The 26,816-nt window shown below is 58.4% G+C and carries 23 protein-coding genes, 1 tRNA gene and 1 riboswitch; of the genes, 6 read left to right on the plus strand and 18 right to left on the minus strand.

Annotated elements, in window-relative coordinates; translation table 11 throughout:
- Positions 1 to 9 precede the first annotated feature (9 nt).
- From bcsQ to FT726_RS02755, 11 genes are all read right to left on the minus strand, one after another.
- Complete coding sequence (bcsQ, locus tag FT726_RS02705; RefSeq protein ID WP_031279622.1) at positions 10 to 810, minus strand: cellulose biosynthesis protein BcsQ; 801 nt, start codon at positions 808 to 810, stop codon at positions 10 to 12.
- On the minus strand, positions 801 to 1,433 hold the full coding sequence (gene bcsO / locus FT726_RS02710) for a cellulose biosynthesis protein BcsO (protein WP_288421186.1): 633 nt from the start codon (positions 1,431 to 1,433) through the stop codon (positions 801 to 803). Before bcsO ends, bcsQ begins: the two co-directional genes overlap by 10 nt.
- Positions 1,434 to 1,907: 474 nt before the next feature.
- Positions 1,908 to 2,918, minus strand: coding sequence for a dipeptide ABC transporter ATP-binding subunit DppF (gene dppF, locus FT726_RS02715; protein ID WP_021507018.1), 1,011 nt, complete (start codon positions 2,916 to 2,918; stop codon positions 1,908 to 1,910).
- Entirely contained in the window at positions 2,908 to 3,894 is a 987-nt protein-coding gene (gene dppD / locus FT726_RS02720; RefSeq protein ID WP_021507019.1) for a dipeptide ABC transporter ATP-binding protein, read from the minus strand. Before dppD ends, dppF begins: the two co-directional genes overlap by 11 nt.
- A gap of 12 nt (positions 3,895 to 3,906) precedes the next feature.
- On the minus strand, positions 3,907 to 4,809 hold the full coding sequence (gene dppC / locus FT726_RS02725; RefSeq protein WP_021507020.1) for a dipeptide ABC transporter permease DppC: 903 nt from the start codon (positions 4,807 to 4,809) through the stop codon (positions 3,907 to 3,909).
- 9 nt (positions 4,810 to 4,818) lie between these two features.
- Entirely contained in the window at positions 4,819 to 5,838 is a 1,020-nt protein-coding gene (gene dppB, locus FT726_RS02730) for a dipeptide ABC transporter permease DppB (RefSeq protein WP_021507021.1), read from the minus strand.
- A 245-nt stretch (positions 5,839 to 6,083) separates the two neighbouring features.
- Positions 6,084 to 7,694, minus strand: a complete 1,611-nt coding sequence (gene dppA / locus FT726_RS02735; protein ID WP_058758078.1) for a dipeptide ABC transporter periplasmic-binding protein DppA — start codon at positions 7,692 to 7,694, stop codon at positions 6,084 to 6,086.
- A 994-nt stretch (positions 7,695 to 8,688) separates the two neighbouring features.
- Positions 8,689 to 8,765, minus strand: a tRNA-Pro gene (locus FT726_RS02740).
- A 124-nt stretch (positions 8,766 to 8,889) separates the two neighbouring features.
- The gene (gene eptB, locus FT726_RS02745; protein WP_104094238.1) at positions 8,890 to 10,584 is read right to left on the minus strand and encodes a kdo(2)-lipid A phosphoethanolamine 7''-transferase; all 1,695 of its coding nucleotides are present in this window, start codon (positions 10,582 to 10,584) and stop codon (positions 8,890 to 8,892) included.
- A gap of 269 nt (positions 10,585 to 10,853) precedes the next feature.
- On the minus strand, positions 10,854 to 11,282 hold the full coding sequence (locus FT726_RS02750) for an organic hydroperoxide resistance protein (RefSeq protein WP_021507024.1): 429 nt from the start codon (positions 11,280 to 11,282) through the stop codon (positions 10,854 to 10,856).
- Positions 11,283 to 11,378: 96 nt separating this feature from the next.
- Complete coding sequence (locus tag FT726_RS02755; protein WP_010616544.1) at positions 11,379 to 11,843, minus strand: MarR family winged helix-turn-helix transcriptional regulator; 465 nt, start codon at positions 11,841 to 11,843, stop codon at positions 11,379 to 11,381.
- A 60-nt stretch (positions 11,844 to 11,903) separates the two neighbouring features.
- Here FT726_RS02755 and FT726_RS02760 point away from each other — a divergent pair, with 60 nt between their 5' ends.
- Positions 11,904 to 12,497, plus strand: a complete 594-nt coding sequence (locus FT726_RS02760) for an HD domain-containing protein (protein ID WP_021507025.1) — start codon at positions 11,904 to 11,906, stop codon at positions 12,495 to 12,497.
- Between the two features lie 46 nt (positions 12,498 to 12,543).
- Here the strand turns inward: FT726_RS02760 and FT726_RS02765 are convergent, their stop codons facing one another.
- The 7 genes from FT726_RS02765 to FT726_RS02795 form a co-directional block, all read right to left on the minus strand.
- The gene (locus FT726_RS02765) at positions 12,544 to 12,840 is read right to left on the minus strand and encodes an HTH-type transcriptional regulator (protein ID WP_021507026.1); all 297 of its coding nucleotides are present in this window, start codon (positions 12,838 to 12,840) and stop codon (positions 12,544 to 12,546) included.
- A gap of 265 nt (positions 12,841 to 13,105) precedes the next feature.
- Positions 13,106 to 16,705, minus strand: coding sequence for an urea carboxylase (gene uca, locus FT726_RS02770; RefSeq protein WP_346302376.1), 3,600 nt, complete (start codon positions 16,703 to 16,705; stop codon positions 13,106 to 13,108).
- An 80-nt stretch (positions 16,706 to 16,785) separates the two neighbouring features.
- A complete protein-coding gene (locus FT726_RS02775) occupies positions 16,786 to 17,421 on the minus strand; it encodes an urea amidolyase associated protein UAAP2 (RefSeq protein ID WP_021507029.1) in 636 nt (211 codons plus the stop codon).
- The gene (locus tag FT726_RS02780; protein WP_215800484.1) at positions 17,421 to 18,128 is read right to left on the minus strand and encodes an urea amidolyase associated protein UAAP1; all 708 of its coding nucleotides are present in this window, start codon (positions 18,126 to 18,128) and stop codon (positions 17,421 to 17,423) included. The genes FT726_RS02775 and FT726_RS02780 overlap by 1 nt, the downstream gene beginning before the upstream one ends.
- Before the next feature lie 11 nt (positions 18,129 to 18,139).
- Entirely contained in the window at positions 18,140 to 18,901 is a 762-nt protein-coding gene (locus FT726_RS02785; protein ID WP_058758072.1) for an ABC transporter ATP-binding protein, read from the minus strand.
- A 10-nt stretch (positions 18,902 to 18,911) separates the two neighbouring features.
- Positions 18,912 to 19,724 carry an ABC transporter permease gene (locus tag FT726_RS02790; RefSeq protein ID WP_058771035.1) on the minus strand — a complete coding sequence of 271 codons (813 nt, stop codon included), beginning with the start codon at positions 19,722 to 19,724 and terminating at the stop codon, positions 18,912 to 18,914.
- A gap of 14 nt (positions 19,725 to 19,738) precedes the next feature.
- A complete protein-coding gene (locus FT726_RS02795; RefSeq protein WP_058758070.1) occupies positions 19,739 to 20,797 on the minus strand; it encodes a putative urea ABC transporter substrate-binding protein in 1,059 nt (352 codons plus the stop codon).
- Positions 20,798 to 20,860: 63 nt separating this feature from the next.
- Positions 20,861 to 20,955: riboswitch (guanidine-I (ykkC/yxkD leader) on the minus strand.
- A gap of 270 nt (positions 20,956 to 21,225) precedes the next feature.
- On the opposite strand from FT726_RS02795, the gene FT726_RS02800 reads away from it, so the two are divergent.
- The 5 genes from FT726_RS02800 to rraA all read left to right on the plus strand — a co-directional run bounded on the left by FT726_RS02800 (position 21,226) and on the right by rraA (position 26,813).
- Entirely contained in the window at positions 21,226 to 21,942 is a 717-nt protein-coding gene (locus FT726_RS02800; RefSeq protein ID WP_010616539.1) for a DUF3053 domain-containing protein, read from the plus strand.
- A gap of 433 nt (positions 21,943 to 22,375) precedes the next feature.
- Positions 22,376 to 24,310: a PTS mannitol transporter subunit IICBA gene (locus FT726_RS02805; protein WP_058758069.1), complete on the plus strand. Its 1,935-nt coding sequence runs from the start codon at positions 22,376 to 22,378 to the stop codon at positions 24,308 to 24,310.
- Positions 24,311 to 24,404: 94 nt separating this feature from the next.
- Positions 24,405 to 25,553 carry a mannitol-1-phosphate 5-dehydrogenase gene (gene mtlD, locus FT726_RS02810; RefSeq protein ID WP_288421197.1) on the plus strand — a complete coding sequence of 383 codons (1,149 nt, stop codon included), beginning with the start codon at positions 24,405 to 24,407 and terminating at the stop codon, positions 25,551 to 25,553.
- Positions 25,554 to 25,613: 60 nt separating this feature from the next.
- Positions 25,614 to 26,162 carry a mannitol operon repressor MtlR gene (mtlR, locus tag FT726_RS02815; protein WP_193717991.1) on the plus strand — a complete coding sequence of 183 codons (549 nt, stop codon included), beginning with the start codon at positions 25,614 to 25,616 and terminating at the stop codon, positions 26,160 to 26,162.
- A 165-nt stretch (positions 26,163 to 26,327) separates the two neighbouring features.
- Entirely contained in the window at positions 26,328 to 26,813 is a 486-nt protein-coding gene (gene rraA / locus FT726_RS02820) for a ribonuclease E activity regulator RraA (RefSeq protein ID WP_021507037.1), read from the plus strand.
- Positions 26,814 to 26,816: the final 3 nt, after the last annotated feature.

Raw genomic sequence — 26,816 nt, forward strand, 5'->3', positions numbered from 1 at the left:
CCGGGCTTGTTAATAATGACTGCGGATCGGTGCCTGAACTTCGCCGTTGCCTACGTTGATATTCAGGATATTCGCCACCCGTTTTGCCACCAGTTCAATATCAAACGCCGCTGCCGAAGCCGGGCTGAAATCATAGATTGACTGCTGCGAGGCATTGGCCTCAGCCACGCTTTCATCGCGGTGCACCACGCCAAGTAAATTATCGCCCAGCCGCTGCTGCATAAATGCGGTTACTTCACGGCTGATATTCCGGCGATTATCACTTTGGTTGAGCACGAAATAATGACCGTGCTGATTATTTAATGGCTGGCCAATCATGCGATGGTTTTCAATTTGCGGCAGCAGCGCCACCGAGGCGGTATCCGCCAGCATCACCACTAAATGCATATCGGCCAGCGCCTGCATGGCTTTCAGCGCCGGACCGGGTCCCGGCGGAAAATCTGCAATAATCACCAGACCCGGATAATTCAGAACGGTATCCAGGCCGCGTTTTAAGAAATGGGCATCGTGCGCCAGGTTGTGTTCGAAGCGCTCACGCTGCGCTTCAGTCACTTCACCGTAAGGCATGACAAAGATGTTGCTGCCGGTGGTGAGGATCGACTGACTCCAGTCAGCCTGCTCTTCCGAGCGCGCCACAAAGCCGCGGCTGTCGTGCAGCGGTACGCCAAAATGCAGGCGCAGCGCATTTTGTACGTCAAAATCGATCGCCAGCACTTTGCTGCCGGCACGCGCCAGACTCCAGGCCAGGTTGGCCGCCATGGTGGTTTTTCCTACTCCCCCTTTTGGCGAGCACACACAAACTAATGGCATAGCGCGATCTTCTCCAGTAACGGTTTGAGCAGTGTTTCTTTAGATAAATGAACCGGTTCCGCCGCACGCGAGCGGAACAGTGCGCCAAAGCGCGAGGGCGTAGCAGGCTCCGGCTGCGCCACGGCGGGCGCAGTGGCCGGTGCAGCAGCAGCAGGGGCAACCGCCTGTTCAGCGACCGGCGCGCTGACCGGCGGCGGTGGGAACAGTGAAGTGGCCGCCTGACGCGCTACGTGCGTGGCTGCCGGTGCCAGCGACGACACGGACGCGGCAGTAGGCGCGCTGTTTGCTGGCGGGAATAACGCGCTGCGCGGTGTTTCTGTGTCGGGTGCCGGCGCGCTGGCGGCGAGGCTCTGCAGCAGCGATGCCTTTTCACTGCGGGCGACGGGCGCCGGATTGAGAGCCTGCGGCGGCGCGACAAACTCATCGCCGCGAATCGGCTGCGGCTGCGGCAGATCGACGCGCTGGCCGCTACCCAGCTCCGGCTCATCATCCGTCGCCAGCTGACGGATGATCGCCCACTGGCTGTGATCGGCTTCCAGCGATTGCCCGGACATATCCTTAAAAGCAATGTCCAGCGTTTGCGTTTTTTCCTGGAAACGCTGCAGATCGTCGTAGTTCTTCATGATCAGAGCCTGTTAAAGCGGAGGGGTAATTTCCGCGAATATAACACACACGTTAAGACACGGTGAGAGAATTCTGATTATTAAAACCGCAGATTCGACAAAAGAGTTTTATCTGAAAGATTGAAAATATACAGATGCAAAAAGCATGCACTGATTAATTGAGCAGGATTAATAAAAATCGATTAACGGAAATAGCAGCCGGGAGATAATTAAAGTAATGCACTGATAATAAACAACTTACCATTGAAATGTGCAGTTATCTCTGGCCGTGACGGCGCTCACACAATGCGGCACGGATTCAGAATTTGCCTTAACCTTTTCGCTGTGGTTCAGGACCAGCGATTTAAAGATTCAGTCGCGTAATACATTTCTGCCATCGCAGGCGATTAAGACACGTCAGGTTAATTTTACTCATGTATCAGGCCACCAATAACAAAGGCTCCCGCAGGAGCCTTTCGCACTGGCTGGCCGTAATTACGGCGTCGCCACCGGCTGATTCTCATCCTGGTCGACGGCGAAGCAGGCGATTTGCTGCTCACCATACTGCTTCAGTTTCGGCTGCAGCTGCACGCAGGTACCGAAACGACGGCGGCAGCGTGCGTTGAACGCGCAGCCCGGCGGCGGATTCAGCGGGCTCGGCAGCTCACCGGTCAGTTTGATGCGCTCGCGGCGTTCGTCCGGATTGAGGCGTGGCGTGGCCGACAGCAGCGCCTGAGTATACGGATGGCGCGGGTTGCTGAAGATCGCCTCTTTGCTGCCCTTTTCCACACAGCGTCCGAGATACATCACCATCACTTCGTCGGCGATGTGCTCCACCACCGACAGATCATGCGAGATGAACACATAGGACAGGCCGAGATCCTGCTGTAAATCCATCATCAGGTTGAGCACCTGAGCGCGCACCGAGACGTCGAGCGCCGAGACCGGCTCATCGGCAATCAGCACGTCCGGATCGAGCATCAGGCCGCGCGCAATAGCGATACGCTGGCGCTGACCTCCGGAGAACATGTGCGGATAGCGATCGTAGTGCTCAGTTTTCAGGCCCACTTTGGCCATCATCTCCAGCGTTTTTTCCCGCCGTTCCGCTTTGCTCAGCGCGGTATTGATCACCAGCGGCTCTTCCAGAATCTGGCTGATTTTCTTACGCGGATTGAGCGAGCCATACGGGTTCTGGAACACAATCTGGATTTTCTGCCGGCGCAGTTTTTGCGCCTGCGGATCGTGTTTCAGCAGATCCTGCCCGTGCCAGTACAACTCGCCGGCGGTCGGCGTTTCAATCATCGTCAGCAGGCGTCCGAGCGTGGATTTACCGCAGCCGGATTCGCCCACAACCGCCAGCGTTTTGCCACGCTCGAGGTTAAAGGAGACGCCGTCCAGCGCCTTCACCAGGCGCTCCTGGCCGAACAGGCCCTTTTTCACCGGATAGTGTTTTTTCAGGTCAATTGCCTGCAGCAGGTAATCCTGCTTCGTGTTATCAAGACTCATAAGTCGGTCTCCCGGCATCATCCAGTGGGAAGTGACATTTGGACTGGCGGCCCGGAATATCGCGCAGCTCAGGTTCTTCAGTACGGCAGCGGTCGGTCACGTACGGGCAGCGCGGATTGAGCAGACAGCCGTTAGGGCGGTCATACTTGCCCGGCACCACGCCCGGCAGCGACGCCAGCCGCGCTTTGTCGGCGGCAAACTCCGGCAGCGCACGCAGCAGCGCCTGCGTATACGGGTGACGCGGCGCTTTAAAGATATCCACCGCTTTGCCGCTCTCCACCACCTGACCGGCGTACATCACGATGATGTGCTGCGCCGCTTCGGCCACCAGCGCCAGATCGTGCGTGATCAGGATCAGCGCCATGTTCTCCTGCTTCTGTAACTCCAGCAGCAGTTCGATGATTTGCGCCTGAATAGTTACGTCGAGCGCTGTGGTCGGCTCATCGGCAATCAGCAGCTTCGGCTTACAGGCAATGGCCATGGCGATCATCACGCGCTGGCTCATGCCGCCAGACAGCTGATGCGGATAGACATCAAGTCGCGACGCCGGATCGGGAATGCCCACCTGCTCCAGCAGGTCGATGGCACGCTGACGCCGTGTGCGCTTGCTGCCGCCCTGATGCACCTTCAGCGCTTCCATGATCTGGTAGCCCACTGTATAGCACGGGTTGAGGCTGGTCATCGGGTCCTGGAAGATCATCGCCACTTCTGCGCCCACCAGCTGGCGGCGCTCTTTTTCGGAGATGCGCTGCAGGTCGCGCTGATTGAACTCCAGCTTCTCCGCTTTCACGCGGCCGGGATAGTCAATCAGCCCCATGATCGCCAGCGAGCTGACCGATTTACCGGAGCCGGACTCGCCGACAATCCCGACGACCTGGCCCTGTTCTACCTGGTAGCTGATGCGGTCAACCGCACGGAACGGTGCCTTTTCGTCGCCGAAATGCACCGAAAGTTTTTCTACATTTAATAACGCCATCTCGGTGCCTCTTTACTGCTTGAGTTTCGGGTCGAGTGCATCACGCAAACCATCGCCCATGAGGTTAAAGGCCAGAACCGTCAGCAGGATGACCACTCCGGGGAAGGTCACGACCCACCAGGCACTCTGCGCATACTGCAACACGTCGGAGAGCATGGTGCCCCACTCCGGCGTCGGCGGCTGCGCCCCCATACCGAGAAAGCCCAACGCGGCCATATCCAGGATGGCGTTGGAGAAACCTAACGACGCCTGCACGATCAGCGGTGCCAGGCAGTTAGGCAGAATATTGATGAACATCTGGCGCAGCGTACCGGCACCGGCCACGCTGGAGGCGGTTACGTAGTCGCGATTGACTTCCACCAGCACCGCCGCGCGCGTCAGGCGAATGTAGTGCGGCAGTGCGACGAAGGTGATCGCCAGCGAGGCGTTGACAATCGACGGGCCGAAGATGGCCACCAGCACCAGCGCCAGCAGCAGGCTTGGCAGCGCCAGCATGATGTCGACGAGGCGCATGATTACTGCATCCACCACGCCGCCGAGATAACCGGCCATCAGGCCGAAAATCACGCCCAGAATCAGCGACAGCACCACCACCATGCAGCCCACCAGCAGCGACAGGCGCGCACCAAACATCAGGCGCGACAGGATGTCACGGCCGACGTCATCGGTGCCCAGAATAAATTTCCAGCTGCCGCCCTCCTGCCACACCGGCGGGTGCAACAGCGCATCGCGGAACTGCTCAGCCGGGGCATGCGGTGCCAGCACATCGGCGAAGATGGCGATCAGCAGCATCAGAATGATGTAAACCAGGCCGATAACCGCGCCTTTGTTACGTTTAAAATAGTGCCAGAATTCCTGAATCGGGGTCATCGGCTTCGGTGCAGCAGTGACGCTTGCGGGATCAACAGCAGACATGATTCCCCCTTATTTCTTATGACGGATGCGCGGATTCACCACGCCGTACAACAGATCAACCAGCAGGTTGACCAGAATGATCAGGATTGCCACCAGCAGCACGCCGCCCTGCACCACCGGATAATCACGGCGCTGCAGTGCTTCGATCAGCCAGCGGCCGAGTCCCGGCCAGGAGAAGATGGTTTCGGTGAGGATGGCGCCCGCCAGCAGCGTGCCCACCTGCAGACCGATCACCGTGACCACCGGCAGCATGGCGTTACGCAGCGCATGCACCACGATCACGCGCATGCGCGTCAGGCCTTTGGCGCGCGCGGTGCGGATGTAATCTTCACCCAGCACTTCCAGCATCGAAGAGCGCGTCATACGCACAATCACCGCCAGCGGAATGGTGCCCAGCACGATGGCCGGCAGGATCATGTGCATCACCGCATCTTTGAAATCGCCCTCTTCGCCCCACAGCAGCGTATCAATCAGCATAAAGCCGGTGAGCGGATGACTGTCGTCAAGGAAGATGGTGTCGCTGACGCGGCCGGAGACCGGCGTCAGGTTGAGCTGCACCGACACCAGCATGATCAGCATGATGCCCCACCAGAAGATCGGCATTGAGTAGCCGGTCAGCGAGATGCCCACCGCGGTGTGATCGAAAATTGAGCCGCGTTTCACCGCCGCCAGCACGCCGACCGGAATACCCACGGCAACGGCGAAGATCATGGCGCAGATGCCCAGCTCAAGCGTGGCTTTAAAGCGCGGCACAAACTCATCCCACACCGGGATGCGGCTTTTCAGCGAGATGCCGAGGTCGCCATGCAGCACGCCGTTGATGTAAGTGATGTACTGTTTCCACATCGGCTGATCGAGACCAAACTGGGCCATCAGCTGCGCATGACGTTCGGGGGAGATACCGCGTTCACCGGCCATGATCAGCACCGGGTCGCCGGGGATCAGGTGAACGAAGGCAAAGGTCAATAATGTAATACCGATGAACGTCGGGATGACAAGGCCCAGACGTCGGAGTATGAATTGCAGCATAAGCCGGATTCTCAGTCATTTTCCGTGGCGCTAACGCCATGGACTACATTGCTCACAATCCGCAGCCGGCATAGCCGGACGCGACGCAAGAAGCGCTTCAAAATCCCCGTCATACTTCACGCTGCATCAGCGCAAGGTATTGAGGGTTTATAAGAAATTAGCCGGAAATAAAGTGCGGAGTACGGGCGGCGAAGGTGCCGCCCGAGGGCCAGCCATGCTGGCCCTGACCGCGATAATCCGAAAGGTTATTCCTGGATGTCGACGTTTTCGAAGTGATGTTTACCTAATGGATCAACCACATAGCCACTCACTTTCTTGCTCACTGGCTCGTACACGGTTGAGTGCGCGATGATCAGTGCTGGCGCCTGGTCGTGCATCACCACCTGCGCCTGCTTGTAGAGCTCAATACGTTTGTTGTGATCGGCTTCAGCACGCGCTGGCTGAATCAGATCTTCAAACGGCTTGTAGCACCAGCGTGAGTAGTTGGAACCGTCTTTCGCTGCCGCGCAGCTGAACAGGGTGGCGAAGAAGTTATCCGGATCCCCGTTATCACCGGTCCAGCCCATCATCACGGTCTGGTGTTCACCGGCTTTAGCACGCTTCAGGTACTCGCCCCACTCGAAGGTAACGATTTTGGCTTTCACGCCGATTTTCGCCCAGTCAGCCTGAACCATTTCCGCCATACGACGGGCATTCGGGTTGTACGGACGCTGTACCGGCATCGCCCACAGGTCAATGCTGAAGCCATCCGGCATGCCCGCTTCTTTCAGCAGCTCTTTGGCTTTGGCCGGATCGTAAGCGTAGTCTTTGACGTCATTGTTGTAGCCCCACATGGTTGGTGGGATCAGGTTTTTCGCTGCCTGACCGGCGCCCTGATAGACCGCATCAATGATCGCTTGTTTGTTCACCGCCATGGTCAGTGCCTGACGCACTTTGACGTTATCCAGCGGTTTTTTCTCGGTGTTGAAAGACAGGTAACCGACGTTCAGCCCTGGCTGTTCCATCAGGTTGATTTTGGTGTCTTTCTTCATGCTGGCGATATCAGCCGGGTTGGGATACGGCATCACCTGACACTCGCCTTTCTGCAGTTTGGCGTAGCGCACTGAAGCATCTGGCGTGATGGAGAACACCAGGCGATCGATTTTTGGCTTGGTGCCCCAGAAGTCCGGGTTGGCTTTGTACAGAATACGTGAGTCTTTCTGGTACTGCTGCAGCACGAACGGACCGGTACCCACCGGGTTGAGGTCCAGTTTTTCTGGCGTGCCGGCTTTCAGCATGTTGTCGGCGTACTCTTTCGACAGGATTGACGCGAAGTCCATGCCAAGGTCGGCGAGGAACGGCGCTTCCGGACGGGTCAGCGTGAAGCGTACGGTGTAGTCATCCACTTTTTCGATTTTGGCGATCAGCTTCGGCATGTCCATGCCTTCGAAGTATTCGTAGCTGCCGCCGGAGACACCGTGGTACTTGTTGTTTTTATCGAGCTGGCGCTCGAAGGAGAACACGACGTCATCAGCGTTGAAGGTGCGGGTCGGCTTGAAGTCTTTGGTGGTTTGCCACTTCACGCCCTGACGCAGATGGAAGGTATAGGTTTTACCATCTTCGCTGACGTCCCATTTTTCTGCCAGGCCCGGCTGCAGCTCAGTGGTACCGGTTTTGAACTCAACCAGACGGTTGTAGATCGGTACTGAGCTGGCATCGTAAGTGGTGCCGGATGTGAACAGCTGCGGGTTGAAGCCTTCCGGCGAACCTTCTGAACAGTAAACGAGGGTTTTCGCCTGAACGCCCGCGGCCACGGTCATAGCAATCAGGCTAAGACCGACCTTCAGCATCCTGGATTTGGCCAGGGAGTTGATCATGTTTTGCTCCATTGTGATGTGATGTTGTGTGCGTCGCCCGACCTCTGATTTTTTTATGCGGTTCGGGCAGGTCAGTTATGTAATGACCAAAATGCGAGCGGTTATTGTTGTAGCGCTGACGCCGTGGAACCTGCCAGCGCTGGCCGTCTCTGCATCTTATTGACGCATCAATTTGTCAACAGTTGCAATGAACGTCAATACAACGTGGGGTTATTTACACAGAGTGTGAGTAAGTGCAAGCAACGATAAAAAACAGTGTTTGCACGCTAAGCCAAAATTTAAAAAGGTGATAAAGCGCGCAATGCCGTGTGATTCTCTGGCAATAGCGTCTTATGACAGTGATTATCACCGTTAAAAAACGTCTTAAAGTTGTCGGTAAATGTTGAATATCTGAACGATTCCCCGTGCGTTATGACGTTCAGGCAGCGAAATATGCTGGCGTAATGGCATAAGAAATCAGCAAAAAGCAAAAGCCGGTCATAAGCAGAATGTGTCGCGAATTAAGAGAGGTGCTTTGATGCAGCAAGGGATGAAGAGCAGTGTTGAAGGATAATACGGTTTATCCCGGTGATGATTAATGGAACGCGTAAATTGATGACTTTGCTTGATCGCTGCCGGGATGTGAGTCTGGTTCAGGGAAAGCCATCAGATCGCAAAGGCGGCGTAAATACATCCCTGTAGCCTCGACCGCCGCATCCATGCGGCGGACGCTTTGCTCTCCTGATGGCCTTCCCTTCCCTTTTGGCATATGTACCGCTGCAATCAGTCATGCCACGCCAAACGGCAGCCAGTAAACCTTCAACCATCACCGAAGCCGGATAAAGGGTGGAATGCGGGGCCGTGGAGTAAAGCGTCACACGCCATGGATGGCGTGTGCCGAGCGATCAGGGACGAGACAGCGTCTTTACGGAGCGGTCGCGTATTTCACCCTGAGAGTGCAAATACGACAGACGAAAAAAAAACCTGCTTTTTGCAAAGCAGGTTTCTTGAATGATGGTCGGCGAGAGAGGATTCGAACCTCCGACCCACTGGTCCCAAACCAGTTGCGCTACCAAGCTGCGCTACTCGCCGATGGGGGCGAATATTACTGCCGTGACTTTAGAGCGTCAATCCCTTTTCCCGAAAATCCGCCTGATTGCCTGGAAAGCAAGCAGTGCCTTAAACACCTGCCTGCTCAATAAGATCCAGGCACGAATTACAGCGCTTTCGCACTGCTGGCAGTGGCAGGTGCCTGGCACCAGTTATTCGCTGCTTTAATACCGCCATCCGGCGAGGTATAACCCAGACACCCTAAAATGGTGTCGAACAACTCAACGTGACGATGGGTTTTGCCGACGCGCTGCTGCGCCTGTAAGCGCTCAAAGTTGCTGCGGTTAGTCGGGTCCTGCAAATACTTATCAGACGCCCATACAATCATCGGCACGCGGAACTGCTCCGGCGGTGCCATCTCGCGCGGCGTACCGTGCAGGTGCATATTTTCGCTGATCGACTCACCGTGGTCCGCGGCATAGAACACAATCGCCTTCTTATCACGCAGCTGATCCAGCACGCTGTCCAGCATGGTATCGACATACAGAATCGAGTTGTCGTAGGCGTTAATCAGCTGGGCTTTGCTGCACTTATCGTCCACGCCTATACACTCAGGCTGATAGCGGGCAAACTCGCGCGGATAACGCTGCGAATAGAGATAGTGCGAACCTTTCGTGTGCAACACCACCAGATGCTTGCCTTTCGGGAAGCGCTGCAGTGAAGCCTGCAGTTCCGGTACCAGCAGCATATCGTCCACCGCTTTGCCCTGATTGCGCTTCTCAGAACCAATCTGCTCACGGAACGAGAAGTTATTCACATCGGCGTTGTCGTAGAACCACACTTCGCTCTGCATGGCGAACAGCTCGGAGGTGAAGCCCAGCTCTTTCATCACCGCAAAAATGTTCTGCTCTTTCAACGTACGGCCAGGGTTATCCATGGTGCCGCCCTCGCGCACAAACATGCAGCGCAGCGACAGCTTGGTGGCGGTATCACAGGATTCACCGCGGAATGCCACCAGATTCTTCTCTTTCGACAGCTTCGGCGTGGTATCGCGGTTGTAGCCCAGCATGCCCATGTGATCCCAGCGCGTGGTCTCGCCAATCACAAACACTACATAGGTATCGTCAATGCCAGGCGGCGCCACATAGGTAAACTTCTTAGCCGGATCGAGCAACTCCTGGCTGTCCAGCTTCTCGTCCACCTTAGTCCAGGCGAACAGGCCCAGCGCCGCAATCCAGTTCGAAGGCAGATAAGAGTGCGCCACTACGCCGCCATAGCTTGGCAGATCGATATTGGTGAGCTCTTCATTGGCTTTTTGCAGCTTGTCGAAGTAGCGAATCGGCAGCCATACCAGCGCCACGCTCAGCAGCAGGATCACTGTAGGTTTCAGGCGCTGACCGGGGGTTTTCAGCTGTTCAATCAGCGTCAGGCTCAGGTTATTGCGCCAGATCAGCAGCAGCGGCAGTGCGCTCACCAGCACCATCCACAATACAAAGTGCAGCCCGATAACCTCTTTAGAGAGATCGACATCGGTGGTCATGACCGACGCCACGATGCCGTAACCGATCACCACGTTAAAGAACGCCATGTAATAGGCGGCGGCCACCGAAATCACCACCAGCAGGCTGGCGATGACGCGATAAAACCATTTGCCACCCAGCGACAGCAGTCGCATCAGGAAGAAGGTCAGCAGTACGGCCGCGGTCACTTCCGCCGCAGCGGATAACCAGTTGGTGACGGTGGATTTCGTTAAGAAGCCGTCAAAACGGCGATAAAAGATTGGCAAATTCAATAAGATGCCAAGATAGAGCGCCAGCAAAAGCGACAACTTTTGCTGCGTTAAACTTTTAATGTAATTCATATAAATTTCTGTTCCCGACCTGGTGTCGATGCTTCAACCGTAAATGTGACTGTGCAAAGAGCGTAAGGTTCGCTTGCGTAGCAGAAAAGCGTGACCTGGCGAGTAGGATCGGGACGAATCTGAACCCAAATAATCACGATGATGCACGGAGCGCAGCAGTAGAACATTTAACCAATGGTAAGACCAGAAAATTCTTTAGTTCGATGGGATGCGGGATGGTGTTCGTGATAAAAAAGGCTCCCGCAGGAGCCTTTTATGCATGCATCAACTTAGTTGATGATATTCAGCGTCACGTCGATGTTGCCGCGCGTCGCGTTTGAGTACGGACAAACAATGTGTGCCGCATCAACCAGCTTCTGCGCTTCCGCCGCGTCCATCTCTGGCAGATGGATATTCAGTTTTGCTTCAATGCCAAAACCGGTGGGGATAGGACCAATCCCCACTTCGCCCTCAATCCACGCGTCTTTTGGCATGGCGATTTTGTCGCGGCCGGCGACAAATTTCATCGCGCCGAGGAAGCAGGCAGAGTAGCCGGCAGCAAACAGCTGCTCCGGGTTCGTCACCTCGCCGCCCGCGCCGCCCATCTCTTTTGGCACGCCCAGCTTCACGTCCAGCACGTTATCAGACGAGGTGGCGCGGCCATCGCGGCCACCGGTTGCTTTGGCTTTGGCGGTGTAAATCACTTTTTCTAAAGACATCATAACCTCACTATTCGCTATATAATCGCGTGCTATTTATAAGGCACAGGGGAAAACTTCACTCTCAGAATGCCGCCGCAGCGACATCCCTGATGCTCAGGTGGCGCGATTCAGGTTGCCGCGCAGATCGTCCAGCTGCTGTTTCAGCGCCGCCATGGTGTCGGTATCGCAGGCGGTCGCGCACTGTACCGCTTCCGGAATGCTGGCGGCTTTTTCCTGCAGCGCGCGTCCCTGGTCGGTCAGCGTAACCACGACCTGACGCTCATCCTGACGCGAACGCTGGCGGCGCAGCAGACCAGCGCTCTCCAGTCGTTTCAGCAGTGGCGTCAGGGTGGCCGAATCGAGAAACAGCTTTTCACCAATCTCCGATACCGTCAGATCATCCTGATGCCACAGCACCAGCATCACCAGATATTGCGGATAGGTGATCTCCAGCGCCGCCAGCAGCTGGCGATAGACTTTATGCATCGCCAGGTTCGCCGAATAGAGCGCGAAACACAGATGCTGATCAAGCTGGAGTGGCGCAGGCTTCACTTTTTTGTCATCTTGATTACTGTTCATGCGACTCAATATAGATAGCGCGCTAGATAATTGCAAGCAACTTTTTCCTGGAGTGTGAAGATGCGTGATTCACTGGAAGAGCAGGCGCGCCGTTATGCCACGCAGGCACATGCCGATGCGGGCCAGCGTCGTAAATACACCGACGAACCCTATATTGTGCATCCGGCTGCCGTCGCGGAGCTGGTGCGCAGCGTCAGCGATGACGAAGCGATGATCGCTGCCGCCTGGCTGCACGACACGGTGGAGGACACCGCCAGTACTTTACAGGATATTGAAGAACACTTTGGTGCGCGCGTTGCACATCTGGTGGACATGCTTACCGACAGCGCCCAGCCGCAGGCGAAAAATCGTACCGCCCGTAAGCTGGCACACTTTCGCCACACTGCCGAAGCCTCGCCCGAAGCGCAAACCATCAAGCTGGCCGATATCATCGATAACACCCGTGCCATCGTGCAGTTCGATCCCAACTTTGCCCGGGTTTACCTGGTGGAGAAACAGATTCAGATTCAGCTGTTACAGCAGGGCGATCGGCGTTTGTGGCAGCAGGCGAATCACATCATTGAACAGGGCATCGCGCAGCTGGCAAAACCGCCGTACAGCGTGCCGGAGAGCTGGTTTGTCAAACAGGCGGCGAAATACGGTGGTTTAAGCTGAAAAAAACCCGCCGTGCAGGCGGGTCACAGAGAACCGATAGTCGGCGTTATTCCAGCAGCTGTCGGCCCAGATACGGATTGGCCTGCAGCAGTTTCATCAGTTTGCGAGCCGTGGCGGATGGGCGCGTACGTTGCGCTTCCCAGCTTTTTACTGACGAGACGCTCACCCCCATCACGCGGGCGAATTCATCCACCTGCATGCCGGTCATCTCGCGTAAACGCTGCGGTTCGGGAACGGAAACGGTATTGAGTGCAATTTCTGATACGGGAGTCTGTGCATCACGTGTCAAAACAATTTGCTCAAGACTGCTGAGTAATTCGACCATTGGATCTTTTATTTCCATAGAGAACTCCTTAAAACTCACTATGAAGCACGTGAAAGTAGAGAGGTAAGCGCCACCAGGCGCTGAAACCGGCCTTATCAGGCTGTATCCCGAAACAGTTTTCCCTTATCAGGGCGAAAATAGTGTTTTAATGAAACCGTTACGGGACACAGCCTGTTGCACACTGCGAAAAGATGTCAGGGCAATGCAACATTGAACCGGGTCTCTAAGTATGGGTCAGATCCCCGGCTTTGCTGCCTGTTTCCTGATTATTTTTTCTTCTTTCTTATACTGCAAACGGATCGATCACCATAAGTAACTGACCCGCCTGCACTTGCTGCCCGGCCTGGCGTTGCAGGCTGTGGATTTTGCCACTGACCGGCGCCACGATCGGGATTTCCATCTTCATGGATTCGAGAATGCCTACCGTGGCACCCGCGGTTACGTCACTGCCTTCCGCCACCAGCCATTGCCACACGCTGCCCGCCACCTGGCTCTCCACGCTGTGGCAGCCCGCCGGCACCACCACTTCCTCGCTGCTCTGCGCCTGCAGCTGGCTGTCGAAGGTGAACTGGCCATCGGCGCGCCAGCGTGCCAGCTCGGCGTCAAACGCCTGCTGACGCTGCTGCTGGAACGCGTCAATCTCCGTCGCCTGGGCAGTCAGCAGCGCCTGATAGTCGGCGAGGCGAAATTCTCCGGCTTCCACGCGCAGCGGATAATCGCCCCACGGGAAACGTTCGCGGATTTGCAGCAGTTCGTCGGCACTGACCGGATAAAAACGGATTTGGTCGAAGAAACGCAGCAGCCACGGCTGGGTAAAGGCGCTGGTGCGGCGATCGCGATTCCACATCTGCAGCGTACGTCCGACGAACTGATAGCCGCCCGGCCCTTCCATGCCATAAACACACAGATACGCGCCGCCGATGCCCACCGAGTTTTCCGCCGTCCAGGTGCGCGCCGGATTGTATTTGGTGGTCACCAGGCGGTGACGCGGATCGAGTGGCGTCGCCACCGGTGCGCCGAGATAGACATCGCCCAGCCCCATCACCAGATACGAGGCGCTGAACACAATCTGTTTCACCGCCTCCACGCTATCGAGCCCGTTAATACGCCGGATAAACTCAATGTTGCTCGGGCACCAGGGCGCATTCGGACGCACCGACTGGCTATAGCGTGTTACGGCTTCGCGGCAGGCGGCATCATCCCAGCTGAGCGGCAGCCACACGGTGCGCGACGGCACAGCCGCGTCGGCGAGGTCGCCCAGCAGATTATCAGCGTGCAAAATTTGCGCCAACAGCTCACTTCTTGCGCACTGCTGCGCATCATAATGCACCTGTAACGAGCGGATGCCGGGCGTCAGCTCCAGCTGACCCGCCAGCGGATGCGCCTCCAGCCACTGCATCAGGGCGTGAACGCGGAAACGCAGCGCAATGTCCAGTGTCAGCGCGCCATACTCCACCAGCAGAAAACGGTCACCCGCGGCGCGCACGCACAGTGCAGGCCGCCCGGCGGTTGCTGCATGCTGGTGCAATATTGGATCGATCAGCGGCAGCGCTGGCACCACGCGCACCGCATCCGGTTGCAGATGCGCGATCTCACGACGCTGCGCCTGCGCCAGACGATCGGCATCAGCAAGGGCGATCGGCACAAAGCGCAGTCGATCGCCCGCTTTGAGCTGACCCAGCTTCCACAGATCGGCGTCGATCACCGTCGCCGGACAGACAAAGCCGCCCAGCGAAGGGCCGTCCGGACCAAGGATCACCGGCATATCACCGGTAAAATCCACCGTGCCAAAGGCATAGGCGTTGTCGTGAATATTGGACGGATGCATGCCCGCCTCGCCGCCGTCGCTGCGCGCCCAGTCAGGTTTCGGGCCGATCAGCCGAATCCCGGTGCGGCTGGAGTTGTAGTGCACCTGCCACTCAGCAGCGAAAAATTCGCCGATATCGTCATCGGTAAAGAAGGCAGGTGCGCCGTGCGGACCATAAATAACGCGCAGCTGCCATTCACCGTTAAGCGGCGGCAGCAGCGTCTCAGGCAGGCGCGCCGCCGCAGCCTGACGCGGCGCGGCCAGCTGCAGCACGTCGCCGGCGCGCAGCGCCCGCCCGGCGTGACCGCCAAACTTACCCAGCGTAAAGGTACTGCGGCTGCCCAGATAGCGCGGTGTATCCAGCCCGCCCGCCAGCAGCAGATAGCTGCGGCAGCCGTCGCGCACGTCGCCCAGCGTCAGGGTTTGCCCGGCCTGCGCATGCAACACCTGATGCATCGCCAGCGGCTGGCTGTCGAGGGTGGCCGCCAGCGGCGCGCCGCTCAGCACAAAGCTGCACGCCTGATTAAAGCGCAGCGTCGGACCGCGCAGCGTGATTTCCAGCCCGGCCGCCTGGGCCTCGTTACCCAGCAGGCGATTGCCGAGCTGGAAGGCGCGGCTGTCGAACGGCCCGGAAGGCGGTACGCCGACGTGCCAGTAGCCGACGCGGCCCGGCGCATCCTGCACCGTGGTGAGGGTGCCGCCGCTGAGGATATCCAGCGTTGGCGGCTGCCACGCCACGCTGCCGAGCGTGGCGGTAATGATGCGTCCCTGCTGCACGTCCGGCAGCGTACAGAGCTGACGCAGCCAGCGCAGGTTGGTCTCGATGCCATACAGCTCACTCTGCGCCAGCGCCGCGATCATGCCATCGAGCGCGCGCTGGCGATCGGCCGCGTGCACGAGGATCTTCGCCAGCATCGGATCGTAAAACGGTGAAACTTCCATGCCGCTCTCTACGCTGCTGTCGATGCGCAGCGTAGCGTGATCGAGCGCCGTCGGGAACTGCACGTGGCTGAGCAGTCCGGCGCTCGGCTGAAACTGCTTCGCCGGATCCTCAGCGTACAGCCGCACCTGAATGGCATGGCCCTGCGCCACCGGTTGCAGCGTCGCCAGCGGCGGCAGGCGCTGCTGCGCCAGTTCGACCATCCAGCGCACCAGATCCACGCCGTACACCAGTTCAGTGACGCCATGCTCGACCTGCAGGCGGGTATTCACTTCGAGGAACCAGAATTGCTGGCTGACCTCATCGTAGACATACTCCACCGTGCCGGCGCTGCGATAGTTAACCGCGCGCGCCAGCCGTACGGCGGTGGCCTGCAACTGCGCGCGCACCGCATCGCTGAGCCGCGGCGCGGGTGTTTCCTCCAGCACCTTCTGATTACGGCGCTGCGCCGAGCAGTCGCGTTCGCCCAGCGCAATCACGTCGCCCCGGCCATCGCCAAAAATCTGTACTTCGATATGGCGCGCCCGGGCGATAAATTTCTCTAAAAACACGCCATCGTCGGCGAAATTGTTGCCTGCCAGCCGCTTCACGCGGGTAAAGGCTTCCTCCAGCTCGTCCGCGCTGTTACAGCGCTGCATCCCGATGCCGCCCCCGCCGGCGGTACTTTTCAGCATCACCGGATAGCCAATCTGTTGCGCGGCGGCCTGTGCCTGCTGCAGGGAGGTCAGCAGGCCGCTGCCCGGCAGCAGTGGCACCGCGTTCTGCTCAGCCAGTTCGCGCGCGCGATGTTTCAGGCCAAACGCCCGCATCTGCGCCGCATCCGGCCCGAGAAAATGCAGGCCTGCTGCTTCGCAGCGCGTGACGAACTCCGGTTTTTCACTGAGAAAGCCATAGCCCGGATGCAGCGCCTGCGCGCCGCTCTGCGCGGCAATCGCCAGCAGTTTGTCCTGGTTGAGATAGGTGTCGCGCACCTGGCCCTCGCCCAGCGACCAGGCTTCATCGGCCAGCCGCACGTGGCGCGCATGGCGATCGGCTTCGGCATAGACGGCAATCGCCCGGATATTCATGGCCTGCAGGGTACGGATGATACGCACGGCAATCGCGCCACGGTTGGCAATCAATACGCGATCAATCATGACTGAATACTCTTATTGCGGCAGGTCGTCCTGCACCAGCTGTGACGGCGTAAAACGGGTCGTCCCGTTGCGTCAGAGAATCACCACACGCTGACAGCAATCGGCGTCGGGTTGTAACCGTTACAGGGATTGTTGAGCTGCGGACAGTTGGAGATCAGCACCAGAATGTTCATCTGCGCCACCATCTCAACATACTTACCCGGCGCGGAGATGCCATCGGCAAACGTCAGGCCGCCGTCGTGGGTCACCGGCACATTCATGAAAAAGTTAATGTTGTGCGTGATATCGCGGCGCGTCAGGCCAGACTCCGGATGCGCGGCGACCGCCAGCATCCAGCTGTCGCGGCAGGAGTGCATGTGGCGCTTTTCGAGGTCATAACGCACCGTATTACTCTCGCACGAGCAGGCGCCGCCGAGCGTATCGTGACGGCCACAGGTATCGGCGGTGATGGTCAGCATCGGCCGATCAAGATTAGAACGCAACACGCTGCCGGCCGTGAGAAACACGTTGTGCTGGCCGCGCAGCGTCTCGCTCATGCTGTAGCGCTCGGCGGTATCGTCGGCATTAAAAAACAGCGTGTCCGCCGCCTGATTGCCTTCCAGATCGGTAATGCGCAGCGTTTCTCCGGCGGCAATGCGCTGCAGCCAGTAATCACCGGCGTCGATCTGCTGCTGCAGACGCGCCTGCGCCGGGTTTCGTTCACTCTCTTTAATCATCACACTTCTCCCTGCAGTTGATAGAGGGCGTTATTGCGCAGGCCGCGCTGGTTTTCCGCGCGCTGCAGACAGATTTCCGGCAGCGGAGCGCGCTGCGCATCCAGCGTCAGCTGCAGCGGCTGGCGCGGATAATCGCTCGCCGGGCTGAGCGGGTGCGGACAGGTGTGCAGCAGCACCAGCGTGTCCATGGCGAAACGCAGCCGAACCTGCGCGCCGGCTTCGCCCTGCCGCTCCAGCGTTAAGCGCCCGCTGTCATCGGCGCGTACCTGCGCAAACAGATTGAGGCAGGCCGCCATGTCGCGCTGGCCAAGGCCATATTTCGCCAGCTCGACCAGGAAGCTGTCGTAGCCGTTTTGATGGCGCAGGTTACGCGCCTGCTGATAGTCGCTGACCCCATAGCGCGCAGCCGTTTGTGCCGCGTTCAGCGTGCCGCACACGCTCTCGTGCCAGCCGAAACTGTCGTATTCAATGCCGCAGAAAATGCGCCCCATGTCCGAGTAGAGACAGTGGCCGGCGGTGAGCCGGAAAGTGTGCTGGCACTTGAGCGTGTCCGGCGCGTTATAGCGCTCCAGCAGGTTTTCCGGGTTATAAAACAGCAGGCTGGCGCTGGCGCCGCCCTCCACATCGGTCAGCGTCAGCGCGCTGCCGCTGCGCATGACAAATGACCAGTGCGCCCCGGCGGGCAGCAGGGTTTGGTATGGCTGCATCGTGCTCTCCTTTAAGCCACCTGCGTTGCGGACAGCACTTCAGCGGCGGGCTGAGTGCGATCCAGCGGCAGGTCGTAAGTGATAGTGGCGCCCCAGGCTTGCGGCGCGTGCGGATCGTGGCGCAGTTTGTCGAACACCAGCAGGCGTGACGCGAGGCTGAAGCCCTCTTTCAGATCGTGGGTGATCATGAAAATGGTCAGCTGATGCTGCTGCCACAGCTGGGTGATCAGCTGATGCATCTCGCTGCGAATACCGGGATCGAGCGCGCCGAAAGGTTCATCCAGCAGCAGAATGCGCGGCTGTTTCATCAGCGCCTGCGCCAGGGCCAGACGTTGCTGCATGCCGCCCGACAGCTGATGCGGATATTTGCTCTGCGCCTGTTCCAGTCCGACCTGCGCCAGCATTGCCTGCGCGCGCTGGCGAATCGCCTGACGTTTGCGCCCCCAGACGCGTCCCAGCCAGCGTGCGCTGCTGAACTCGTCGGCCAGCATCACGTTGCCGAGCACCGTCAGATGCGGAAACACCGAGTAGCGCTGAAACACCACGCCGCGATGGGCGTCCGGCTCGTCGGGAATCGGTGCGCCATCCAGCAGCAGCTCGCCTTTGGTCGGCGCTTCGGTGCCGAGCAGCATATTCAGAAACGTGGTTTTGCCGCAGCCGGAGGCGCCGACAATCGCCACGAACTCGCCGCGCTCGACCTGCATATTCAGCCGCTCCAGCACCACCTGATCGCCGTAGTGTTTTTCCAGATTTTTCAGTTGCAGTAAGGGCATCGCGCGCTCCTTATTTGGCGTGATACCACGGCCAGCAGCGTCGGCTGACGAGCCGCAGCAGCAGGTCGAGGGCAAAGGCCAGCAGGGTAATCCATGCCACGTACGGCAGAATCACATCCATGGCCAGATAGCGGCGCATCAGGAAGATGCGATAACCGAGACCTTCCGTGGCCGCAATCGCTTCGGCAGCAATCAGGAACAGCCACGCCGAACAGAGCGACAGCCGCACCGCATCGCACAGGCGCGGCATCAGCTGCGGCAGAATCACCCGCCACAGAATCTGCGCGCTATGCGCACCCAGCGTCTGCGCTTTGACCAGCTGCTCCTGCGGGATTTTCTGCACCTGCAGCTGCAGATCGCGGGCGATCAGCGGCGTGATGCCGATAACGATCAGCACCACTTTGGAGACTTCGCCAAGGCCAAAGCAGATAAACAGAATGGGCAGAATCGCCAGCGGCGGCACCAGCGCAAACAGCGTCACCAGCGGTGCCAGCACCGCGCGCACCACCGGCAGCGCGCCGGTGAACAGGCCGATTGCCAGCGCCAGCAGCGCGCTGATAGCAACGCCGCTCAGCAAACGCAGCAGGCTGGCGGCGGTATCGCTCCACAGCAGATATTCGCCGGTGCGCGGGCTGGGCTGAAACGCCATCCGGCTGATGGCCTCGCCCATGGCGTTGAATCCCGGCAGCAGCTTGTCTGCCGCGTTCAGGCTGAGACGCGCATCCGACGCGAACAGATAGACCAGCAGCACCGCCAGCAGCGGCAGAATGCCAAGCAGCAGGCGGCCGAGCGGCAGCGGTTGGTAGTTGATCAATTTACGCATCGGCAGCGCCTCGCTTACAGCTGACCGGCGGCGGCCAGTTTGGTGAAGGTGTCGGTAAAGCGCAGTTTGATGTTGCCGGCATCGCCCCAGTTACCGGCCGGGGTAGCGACCCCTACCGCATCGGCCCCCGGCGCGCCTTCGCCCAGCAGACCGTGTTTAAAGGAGAATTCGGCCACCAGCTGCATCGTGGCTTTTAACTGCGGGCTATCGACAAAATCCAGCGTGGTTTTGGCATCGCTGAACAGGTGTGTCGCGGCAAGCTGCTGATCAAAACCGGCCAGATCGGTACCGGATGCCTGCGCCATCTGCGTGCGCGCCGCTTTGGCACTGTCGCTCTGTCCGGCCATGCTGTGCAGCGTCTCGTACCAGGCACCGGTCAGCGCTTTGCCGAGCTGAGGATATTTGTTGAGCGTGGCGGTGTTAACTACCAGCAGGTCAAGGATTTCGCCCGGGATCTGCGCCGAGGAGAACACCAGATGGCTGTCCGGCTGCTTCTCTGCTTCCGCCAGCAGCGGATTCCACGTGACGATGGCGTTAACGTCAGCAGTACCAAATGCCGCCACCAGATCGGCATCGGCGGTATTAACCACCCTGACGTCTTTCTCGCTCATGCCGGATTTCTCCAGCGCGCGCGCCAGCAGATAGTGTGAGACCGAGAGTTCGACGAGGTTGATGGGTTTGCCTTTCAGCGCGCTGACGCTGTCCGCGCCTTTAAGCAGAATGCCGTCGTTACCGTTGGAGTAGTCGCCGACAATCAGCGCGGTGCTGTCGACGCCGCCAGTGGCCGGAATGGTCAGCGCATCCATGTTGGTCATGGTGCAGCCGTCAAAGCCACCTGCGGTGTACTGATTGACCGACTCGATATAGTCGTTAACCTGCACAAACTGAATATCGATGCCGTACTTATCGGCCCACTTTTTCACGATGCCGCTTTGCTGGGCGTAATCCCACGGCATCCAGCCAGCGTAGATGGACCAGCAAAGCTTAAAGGATGGTTTAGCGGCGGCCAGCGACGGAACGCTGAACAGGGCGACGCTGCAAATCAGCAGCAGGCGCAGACAGGCTTTAATCATGATGATTCCTCTGGCGTTAACGGACGAAAATCAGGCAGGAGGCGGCGAGCAACGTTCTCGCTTTCCTCCCGGGCTTTTTTCCCGCCGTGTAACCGTCAGAGGACGGTCGGTCACTCTCGGACCAGCATCTCGCGATCGGAACCCTAGTGACCCATTGCAAATTGTGTGGCGACGTCGGTTGCCCGCGATCGCTCCTGCATCTGCCAGAAAGCAGGCAATATCAATGCCAGGTTGCTATCAGCCTGAATTACATGTGTTATTGCACAGCGCTGCGCTCGCAGGCAGGCTGCGCTGCACAGTTGTGCAGCAGGCACGCACCAGCGTGAAGCACTGCAGACCAGCCGTTGTACAGCCGGGGCCATTGCACTATTCTTTAGGACCTTTCCCAGCGAATCGAATTTAGCCATCGTCACAACAGGAGTTGAATTATGGCGTCAGGAATTTCCCGCATCTGGATGCGTAGCGGCATGCTGCTGACCGGCGTGCTACTTGTGCTGCAGCTTACCGCCTGCGGCGATAAAGAGGGCGATCAGCGCAAAGCCTTTACTGATTTTCTGCAAAACACCGTGATGCGCAGCGGTGAACATCTGCCCAGCCTGAGCGAAAACCAGAAGCAAACCTTCGGTAACTACGCCAGTGATTACGCCATTCTGTATGGCTTCTCGCAGCAGGTGAATCAGGCGGTAGATCAGGGCATGCGCCCGGTGGTTGATGAGCTGGCGGCCATCCGCGTGCCGCAGGATTACCTGACGCGCCGCGACAGCCTGCGCCAGGCGAGCGGCAATCTGAGCGTGCTGACGCAGCAGATTCAGAGCGCCAAAATGCAGGCCGACAGCAGCAAAGCCACGCTGAAGCAGCCGGACGATTTGAAGAAAGTGTACGACAGCGTGTACGCCAAAGTGGTGACGCAGCCAGCCAGCACGCTGATCCCGCTGCTGCCGCAGCTGCAGGCGCTGAGCCAGTCGGCAGTTCAGGCCGGCGATTATCTGCAGTCGCAGGGCGCGCGCGTCAGCTTCAATGACGGCGGCGTTCAGTTCCCGACGCAGGAGCAGGCCACGCAGTACAACACGCTGATGAGCAATCTCGCCAGCAATACGCAGGCGCTGACCCAGGCACAAAATGCCGTACAGGGTGGTTTGCAGTAAGCCGCTCAGCGGGCAGTTCTCCACTGCCCGCTTTTTCAGATTTTCGTCACTTCCTTACATCGGCTTTTTCTGTCAGCACAGAGTGTGATCTGGCGCATTTTCAACCAAAAATAGTTTGTGATCTCAATCACATTTGTGAAACAAACCGGCCTAGGTGAAAGGTGATTTTTGTCACATTTCTACCGCTGTTGCGCGCATTTTTTCGCCGGCGTTGCTTTCTTACAGGGTATTTTTGTGATCAAAGTCACCTTTAATCCCCCTGCCCACCCCAACTTAGCGTGATGTGCATCACACTTTTTCCTGACGCTACGCAGTGTAATCAACTAGTGCTAGAGTCCGCGTGCATACAGTAATGCCACGGCCCCCGCCGTAACGTCTTAACAAAAACAAACGCGCTCTCTTATTGCAGCGCGTCTCAATAAGGGGTGGGTTTATGTCCTCATCAGTCAAGGTCAAGGTTCAGAGCTTTGGTCGCTTTCTGAGTAATATGGTGATGCCAAACATCGGTGCGTTTATCGCCTGGGGTATCATCACAGCACTGTTCATTCCAACCGGATGGATTCCTAACGAAACGCTGGCCAAGCTGGTCGGCCCGATGATTACCTACCTGCTGCCGTTGCTCATCGGCTTCACCGGTGGTCGTCTGGTGGGTGGCGATCGCGGCGGCGTGGTCGGTGCCATCACCACCATGGGCGTGATCGTCGGTGCCGATATGCCGATGTTCCTTGGCTCGATGATTGCCGGTCCGCTGGGCGGCTGGGCGATTAAGTCGTTTGACCGCGCGGTTGACGGCAAAATCAAAAGCGGCTTCGAGATGCTGGTCAACAACTTCTCGGCCGGTATTATCGGTATGCTGCTGGCGCTGCTGGCCTTCCTCGCTATCGGTCCGCTGGTAGAAGGTCTGTCGCACATTCTCGCCGCCGGCGTAAACCTGATGGTGCAGAACAACCTGCTGCCGCTGACCTCAATCTTTGTTGAACCGGCGAAAATCCTGTTCCTCAATAACGCCATCAACCACGGTATCTTCTCGCCGCTGGGTATCCAGCAGGCCAGCGAAGCGGGCAAATCGATCTTCTTCCTGATTGAAGCGAACCCGGGTCCGGGTATGGGCGTGCTGGTTGCTTATATGATCTTCGGCCGCGGCAGCGCCAAGCAGTCGGCGGGCGGTGCAGCGATCATCCACTTCCTTGGCGGTATCCACGAAATCTACTTCCCGTACGTGCTGATGGCGCCACGCCTGCTGCTGGCGGTGATCCTCGGCGGTATGACCGGCGTGTTCACCCTGACGCTGCTGAACGGCGGTCTGGTATCACCGGCCTCGCCAGGTTCGATTCTGGCCGTGCTGGCGATGACGCCAAAAGGCGCTTACTTCGCTAACATCGCGGCTATCGTTGCGGCTTTCGCCGTCTCCTTCGTGGTCTCCTCGATTCTGCTGAAAACCAGCAAAGTAAAAGAAGAAGACGACATTGAAGCGGCGACCCAGCGCATGAAAGACATGAAAGCGCAGTCAAAAGGCCAGGCCGTTGCCGGTTCACCGGTGATTGCCGATGCCAGCAGCGTTGACGTCAGCCACGTGCGCAAAATCATCGTCGCCTGTGATGCCGGTATGGGCTCCAGCGCGATGGGTGCAGGCGTGCTGCGCAAGAAGGTGCAGGATGCGGGCCTGAGCAATATCTCTGTGACCAACAGCGCGATTAACTCGCTGCCGGGCGATGTCGATCTGGTGATTACTCACCGCGATCTGACCGAACGTGCGATGCGTCAGGCGCCACAGGCGCAGCACATCTCGCTGAACAACTTCCTCGACAGCGCGCTGTACACCAACCTGACTGAGCGTCTGGTGGCGGCGAACCGCAGCGAAGCCCACCGTGAAACGGTGCAAACCGCGCTGGCAGACAGCTATGACGACGGCAGCGCGCACCTGTTCAAACTGGGCGCTGATAACGTGTTCCTCGGCCTGAGCGCCAGCAATAAAGAGCAGGCGATTCGCTTCGCAGGCGAGCAGCTGGTGAAAGGCGGTTACGTGCAGCCGGAATACGTTGAAGCGATGCTGGCGCGCGAGCAGCTGACGCCAACCTACCTCGGTGAATCCATCGCTGTGCCGCACGGCACCGTCGAAGCCAAAGACCGCGTGCTGAAAACCGGCGTGGTATTCTGCCAGTATCCGGCCGGCGTGCAGTTTGGCGATGAGCCGGACGAAGTCGCGCGACTGGTGATTGGTATTGCCGCACGCAATAACGAACACATTCAGGTGATCACCAGCCTGACCAATGCGCTCGACGACGACAGCGTAATTGAGAAGCTGGCGAACACTACCAGCGTGCAGGACGTGCTGGATCTGCTGTCTGGCAGCACTGCCAACGCGTAATTCGCGGTTTTAACTTCCCTGGGGCGGGCAAGCCCGTCCCCACTTTCCGGGGCGGACATGCCCGCCCCTTCGTCATTTGATATGGGTCAAATTTATGAAAGCGTTACATTTTGGAGCAGGTAACATCGGCCGTGGATTTATCGGTAAGCTGCTGGCGGATGCCGGTATCGAACTGGTGTTTGCTGATGTGAATCAGGTGGTGCTTGATGCCCTTAACGCCCGTCATGAGTATCCGGTTCACGTGGTGGGCGAGCAGGCGCAGGTTGAAATCGTTACCGGCGTCAGCGCGGTGAACAGCACCAGCGACGACATCGTCACGCTGATTGCTGAGGTTGATATCGTTACCACGGCGGTTGGTCCGCAGATCCTTGAGCGCATCGCGGGCAGCGTGGCGCAGGGTCTGGCCAAACGCAGTGACAACGGTAATGTCCGTCCGCTGAATATCATCGCCTGTGAAAACATGGTGCGCGGCACCAGCCAGCTGAAGCAGCACGTACTGAAGGCGCTGCCGCCGCAGTATCATGCGTGGGTTGAAGAGCATGTTGGCTTTGTTGATTCGGCAGTTGACCGCATCGTGCCGCCATCTGAAGCCGGCAGCACCGATCCGCTGGAAGTTACCGTAGAAACCTTCAGCGAGTGGATTGTCGACAAAACACAGTTTAAAGGCGCGCTGCCGGACATTCCTGGCATGGAGCTGACCGATAACCTAATGGCGTTCGTCGAGCGCAAGCTGTTTACCCTCAACACCGGCCACGCCATTACCGCTTATCTCGGTAAGCTCGCCGGTCACGCCACCATTCGCGAAGCCATTCTCGACCAGAAAGTGCGTGCCGTGGTGCAGGGCGCGATGCAGGAGAGCGGCGCGGTGCTGATCCAGCGTTATGGTTTCGATGCGGAGAAACATGCCGCGTATATCCAGAAAATCCTCACGCGTTTCGAAAACCCGTACCTGAAAGATGACGTTGAGCGCGTCGGCCGTCAGCCGCTGCGTAAGCTGAGTGCCGGCGATCGCCTGATCAAGCCAACGCTGGGCACGCTGGAGTATCAGCTGCCGCACGCCAGCCTGGTGCAGGGCATTGCCGCCGCGATGCACTATCGCAGCGAAGCCGATCCGCAGGCGCAGGAGCTGGCGTCACTGATCGCGCAGAAAGGCCCACAGGCGGCGCTGGCGGAGATTTCTGGCCTTGATGCCAATAGCGAAGTGGTGAGCTCAGTGGTGAGTGCTTACCACGCTATGGCATAATGCGCGCCCTTTAGTGGTCAATTCGGGCACGGCAGCCGCGTGCCCGTCGACGGTAGCTGAATGATGCAGGCAATAATGGAAGAGAAGCAGGCTTTTGAAAACCGGGTGCTTGAGCGGCTGAACGCCGGTCGTTCGGTGAGAAGCTTCCTGATCGCCGCTGTCGAACTGCTGGCGGAAGCAGTCAATCTGCTGGTGCTGCAGGTCTTTCGCAAAGACGACTACGCGGTGAAATATGCGGTGGAACCGCTGCTGCTGGGCGACGGCCCGCTGGGCGAGCTCTCGGTACGCCTGAAGCTTATCTACGGCCTGGGGGTGATCAATCGCCACGAATACGAAGACTGCGAGCTGCTGCTGGCGCTGCGTGAGGAGCTGAATCACGACACCAGCGACTACCGCTTTACCGACGATGAAATACTCGGCCCGTTCGGCGAACTGCACTGCGTGCTGGCCTGGCCGCCGCAACCCGATTTCACCCGCGACGACGCCGCGCTGCGCGCCATGCAGCAGCAGCGCTACCTGCAGATGGTGCGATCCACCATGGTGCTGTCGCTGACCGAGCTCATTTCCCGTATCTCGCACAAACAGGCCTTCAAGAAGCCCGCCGTGTAACGCTTCCCCTGCGGCGCTGTTGCCACGCGCCGCTGTTCTCTCCGCCGCAGACAAAATATTACGCAGGATATTGATGCAGCGCTTTTTTTGGCGGTTGATGATTTTGCCAACAATCGTCAGATAGCGATATACTTACCGCTCCTGTGGCAAACAGACGACATCCCTATGAAATACGATACATCTGAACTCTGCGACATCTACCATGAAGAAGTGAACGTTGTTGAACCGCTTTTTTCGAACTTTGGTGGGCGCACCTCATTCGGTGGTCAAATTACCACAGTGAAATGTTTCGAAGACAACGGCCTGCTGTATGACCTGCTCGAAGAGAACGGTCGCGGTCGCGTGCTGCTGGTCGATGGCGGCGGCTCAGTGCGGCGCGCGCTGGTTGACGCTCAGTTAGCAAGACTGGCGGCGCAAAACGAGTGGGAAGGCATCGTGGTGTACGGCTCGGTTCGCCAGGTCGATGAACTGGAAGAGCTGGAGATCGGCATTCAGGCGATTGCGGCCATTCCGGCTGGCGCCGCAGGCGAAGGCATCGGCGAGAGCGACGTGCGGGTTAACTTCGGCGGCGTCACCTTCTTCTCCGGCGATCATCTCTACGCCGACAACACCGGCATGATCCTGTCTGAAGACGCACTCGACATCGAGTAAGCG

The sequence above is a fragment of the Pantoea sp. Morm genome, assembly GCF_016643525.1.
Taxonomy (GTDB): domain Bacteria; phylum Pseudomonadota; class Gammaproteobacteria; order Enterobacterales; family Enterobacteriaceae; genus Pantoea; species Pantoea dispersa.

What these genes read in the sequence shown, in the direction of transcription:
- mtlR (WP_193717991.1), top strand. Translation starts at nt 25,614, where the DNA reads ATGATGCAGGCAATAATGGAAGAGAAGCAGGCTTTTGAAAACCGGGTG.
- FT726_RS02805 (WP_058758069.1), top strand. Translation starts at nt 22,376, where the DNA reads ATGTCCTCATCAGTCAAGGTCAAGGTTCAGAGCTTTGGTCGCTTTCTG.
- bcsO (WP_288421186.1), bottom strand. Translation starts at nt 1,433, where the DNA reads ATGAAGAACTACGACGATCTGCAGCGTTTCCAGGAAAAAACGCAAACG.
- bcsQ (WP_031279622.1), bottom strand. Translation starts at nt 810, where the DNA reads ATGCCATTAGTTTGTGTGTGCTCGCCAAAAGGGGGAGTAGGAAAAACC.
- rraA (WP_021507037.1), top strand. Translation starts at nt 26,328, where the DNA reads ATGAAATACGATACATCTGAACTCTGCGACATCTACCATGAAGAAGTG.
- mtlD (WP_288421197.1), top strand. Translation starts at nt 24,405, where the DNA reads ATGAAAGCGTTACATTTTGGAGCAGGTAACATCGGCCGTGGATTTATC.
- FT726_RS02795 (WP_058758070.1), bottom strand. Translation starts at nt 20,797, where the DNA reads ATGATTAAAGCCTGTCTGCGCCTGCTGCTGATTTGCAGCGTCGCCCTG.
- uca (WP_346302376.1), bottom strand. Translation starts at nt 16,705, where the DNA reads ATGATTGATCGCGTATTGATTGCCAACCGTGGCGCGATTGCCGTGCGT.
- FT726_RS02800 (WP_010616539.1), top strand. Translation starts at nt 21,226, where the DNA reads ATGGCGTCAGGAATTTCCCGCATCTGGATGCGTAGCGGCATGCTGCTG.
- FT726_RS02750 (WP_021507024.1), bottom strand. Translation starts at nt 11,282, where the DNA reads ATGTCTTTAGAAAAAGTGATTTACACCGCCAAAGCCAAAGCAACCGGT.
- FT726_RS02760 (WP_021507025.1), top strand. Translation starts at nt 11,904, where the DNA reads ATGCGTGATTCACTGGAAGAGCAGGCGCGCCGTTATGCCACGCAGGCA.
- FT726_RS02785 (WP_058758072.1), bottom strand. Translation starts at nt 18,901, where the DNA reads ATGCCCTTACTGCAACTGAAAAATCTGGAAAAACACTACGGCGATCAG.
- eptB (WP_104094238.1), bottom strand. Translation starts at nt 10,584, where the DNA reads ATGAATTACATTAAAAGTTTAACGCAGCAAAAGTTGTCGCTTTTGCTG.
- FT726_RS02790 (WP_058771035.1), bottom strand. Translation starts at nt 19,724, where the DNA reads ATGCGTAAATTGATCAACTACCAACCGCTGCCGCTCGGCCGCCTGCTG.
- FT726_RS02775 (WP_021507029.1), bottom strand. Translation starts at nt 17,421, where the DNA reads ATGATTAAAGAGAGTGAACGAAACCCGGCGCAGGCGCGTCTGCAGCAG.
- dppD (WP_021507019.1), bottom strand. Translation starts at nt 3,894, where the DNA reads ATGGCGTTATTAAATGTAGAAAAACTTTCGGTGCATTTCGGCGACGAA.
- dppA (WP_058758078.1), bottom strand. Translation starts at nt 7,694, where the DNA reads ATGATCAACTCCCTGGCCAAATCCAGGATGCTGAAGGTCGGTCTTAGC.
- dppB (WP_021507021.1), bottom strand. Translation starts at nt 5,838, where the DNA reads ATGCTGCAATTCATACTCCGACGTCTGGGCCTTGTCATCCCGACGTTC.
- FT726_RS02780 (WP_215800484.1), bottom strand. Translation starts at nt 18,128, where the DNA reads ATGCAGCCATACCAAACCCTGCTGCCCGCCGGGGCGCACTGGTCATTT.
- FT726_RS02765 (WP_021507026.1), bottom strand. Translation starts at nt 12,840, where the DNA reads ATGGAAATAAAAGATCCAATGGTCGAATTACTCAGCAGTCTTGAGCAA.
- dppF (WP_021507018.1), bottom strand. Translation starts at nt 2,918, where the DNA reads ATGAGTCTTGATAACACGAAGCAGGATTACCTGCTGCAGGCAATTGAC.
- dppC (WP_021507020.1), bottom strand. Translation starts at nt 4,809, where the DNA reads ATGTCTGCTGTTGATCCCGCAAGCGTCACTGCTGCACCGAAGCCGATG.
- FT726_RS02755 (WP_010616544.1), bottom strand. Translation starts at nt 11,843, where the DNA reads ATGAACAGTAATCAAGATGACAAAAAAGTGAAGCCTGCGCCACTCCAG.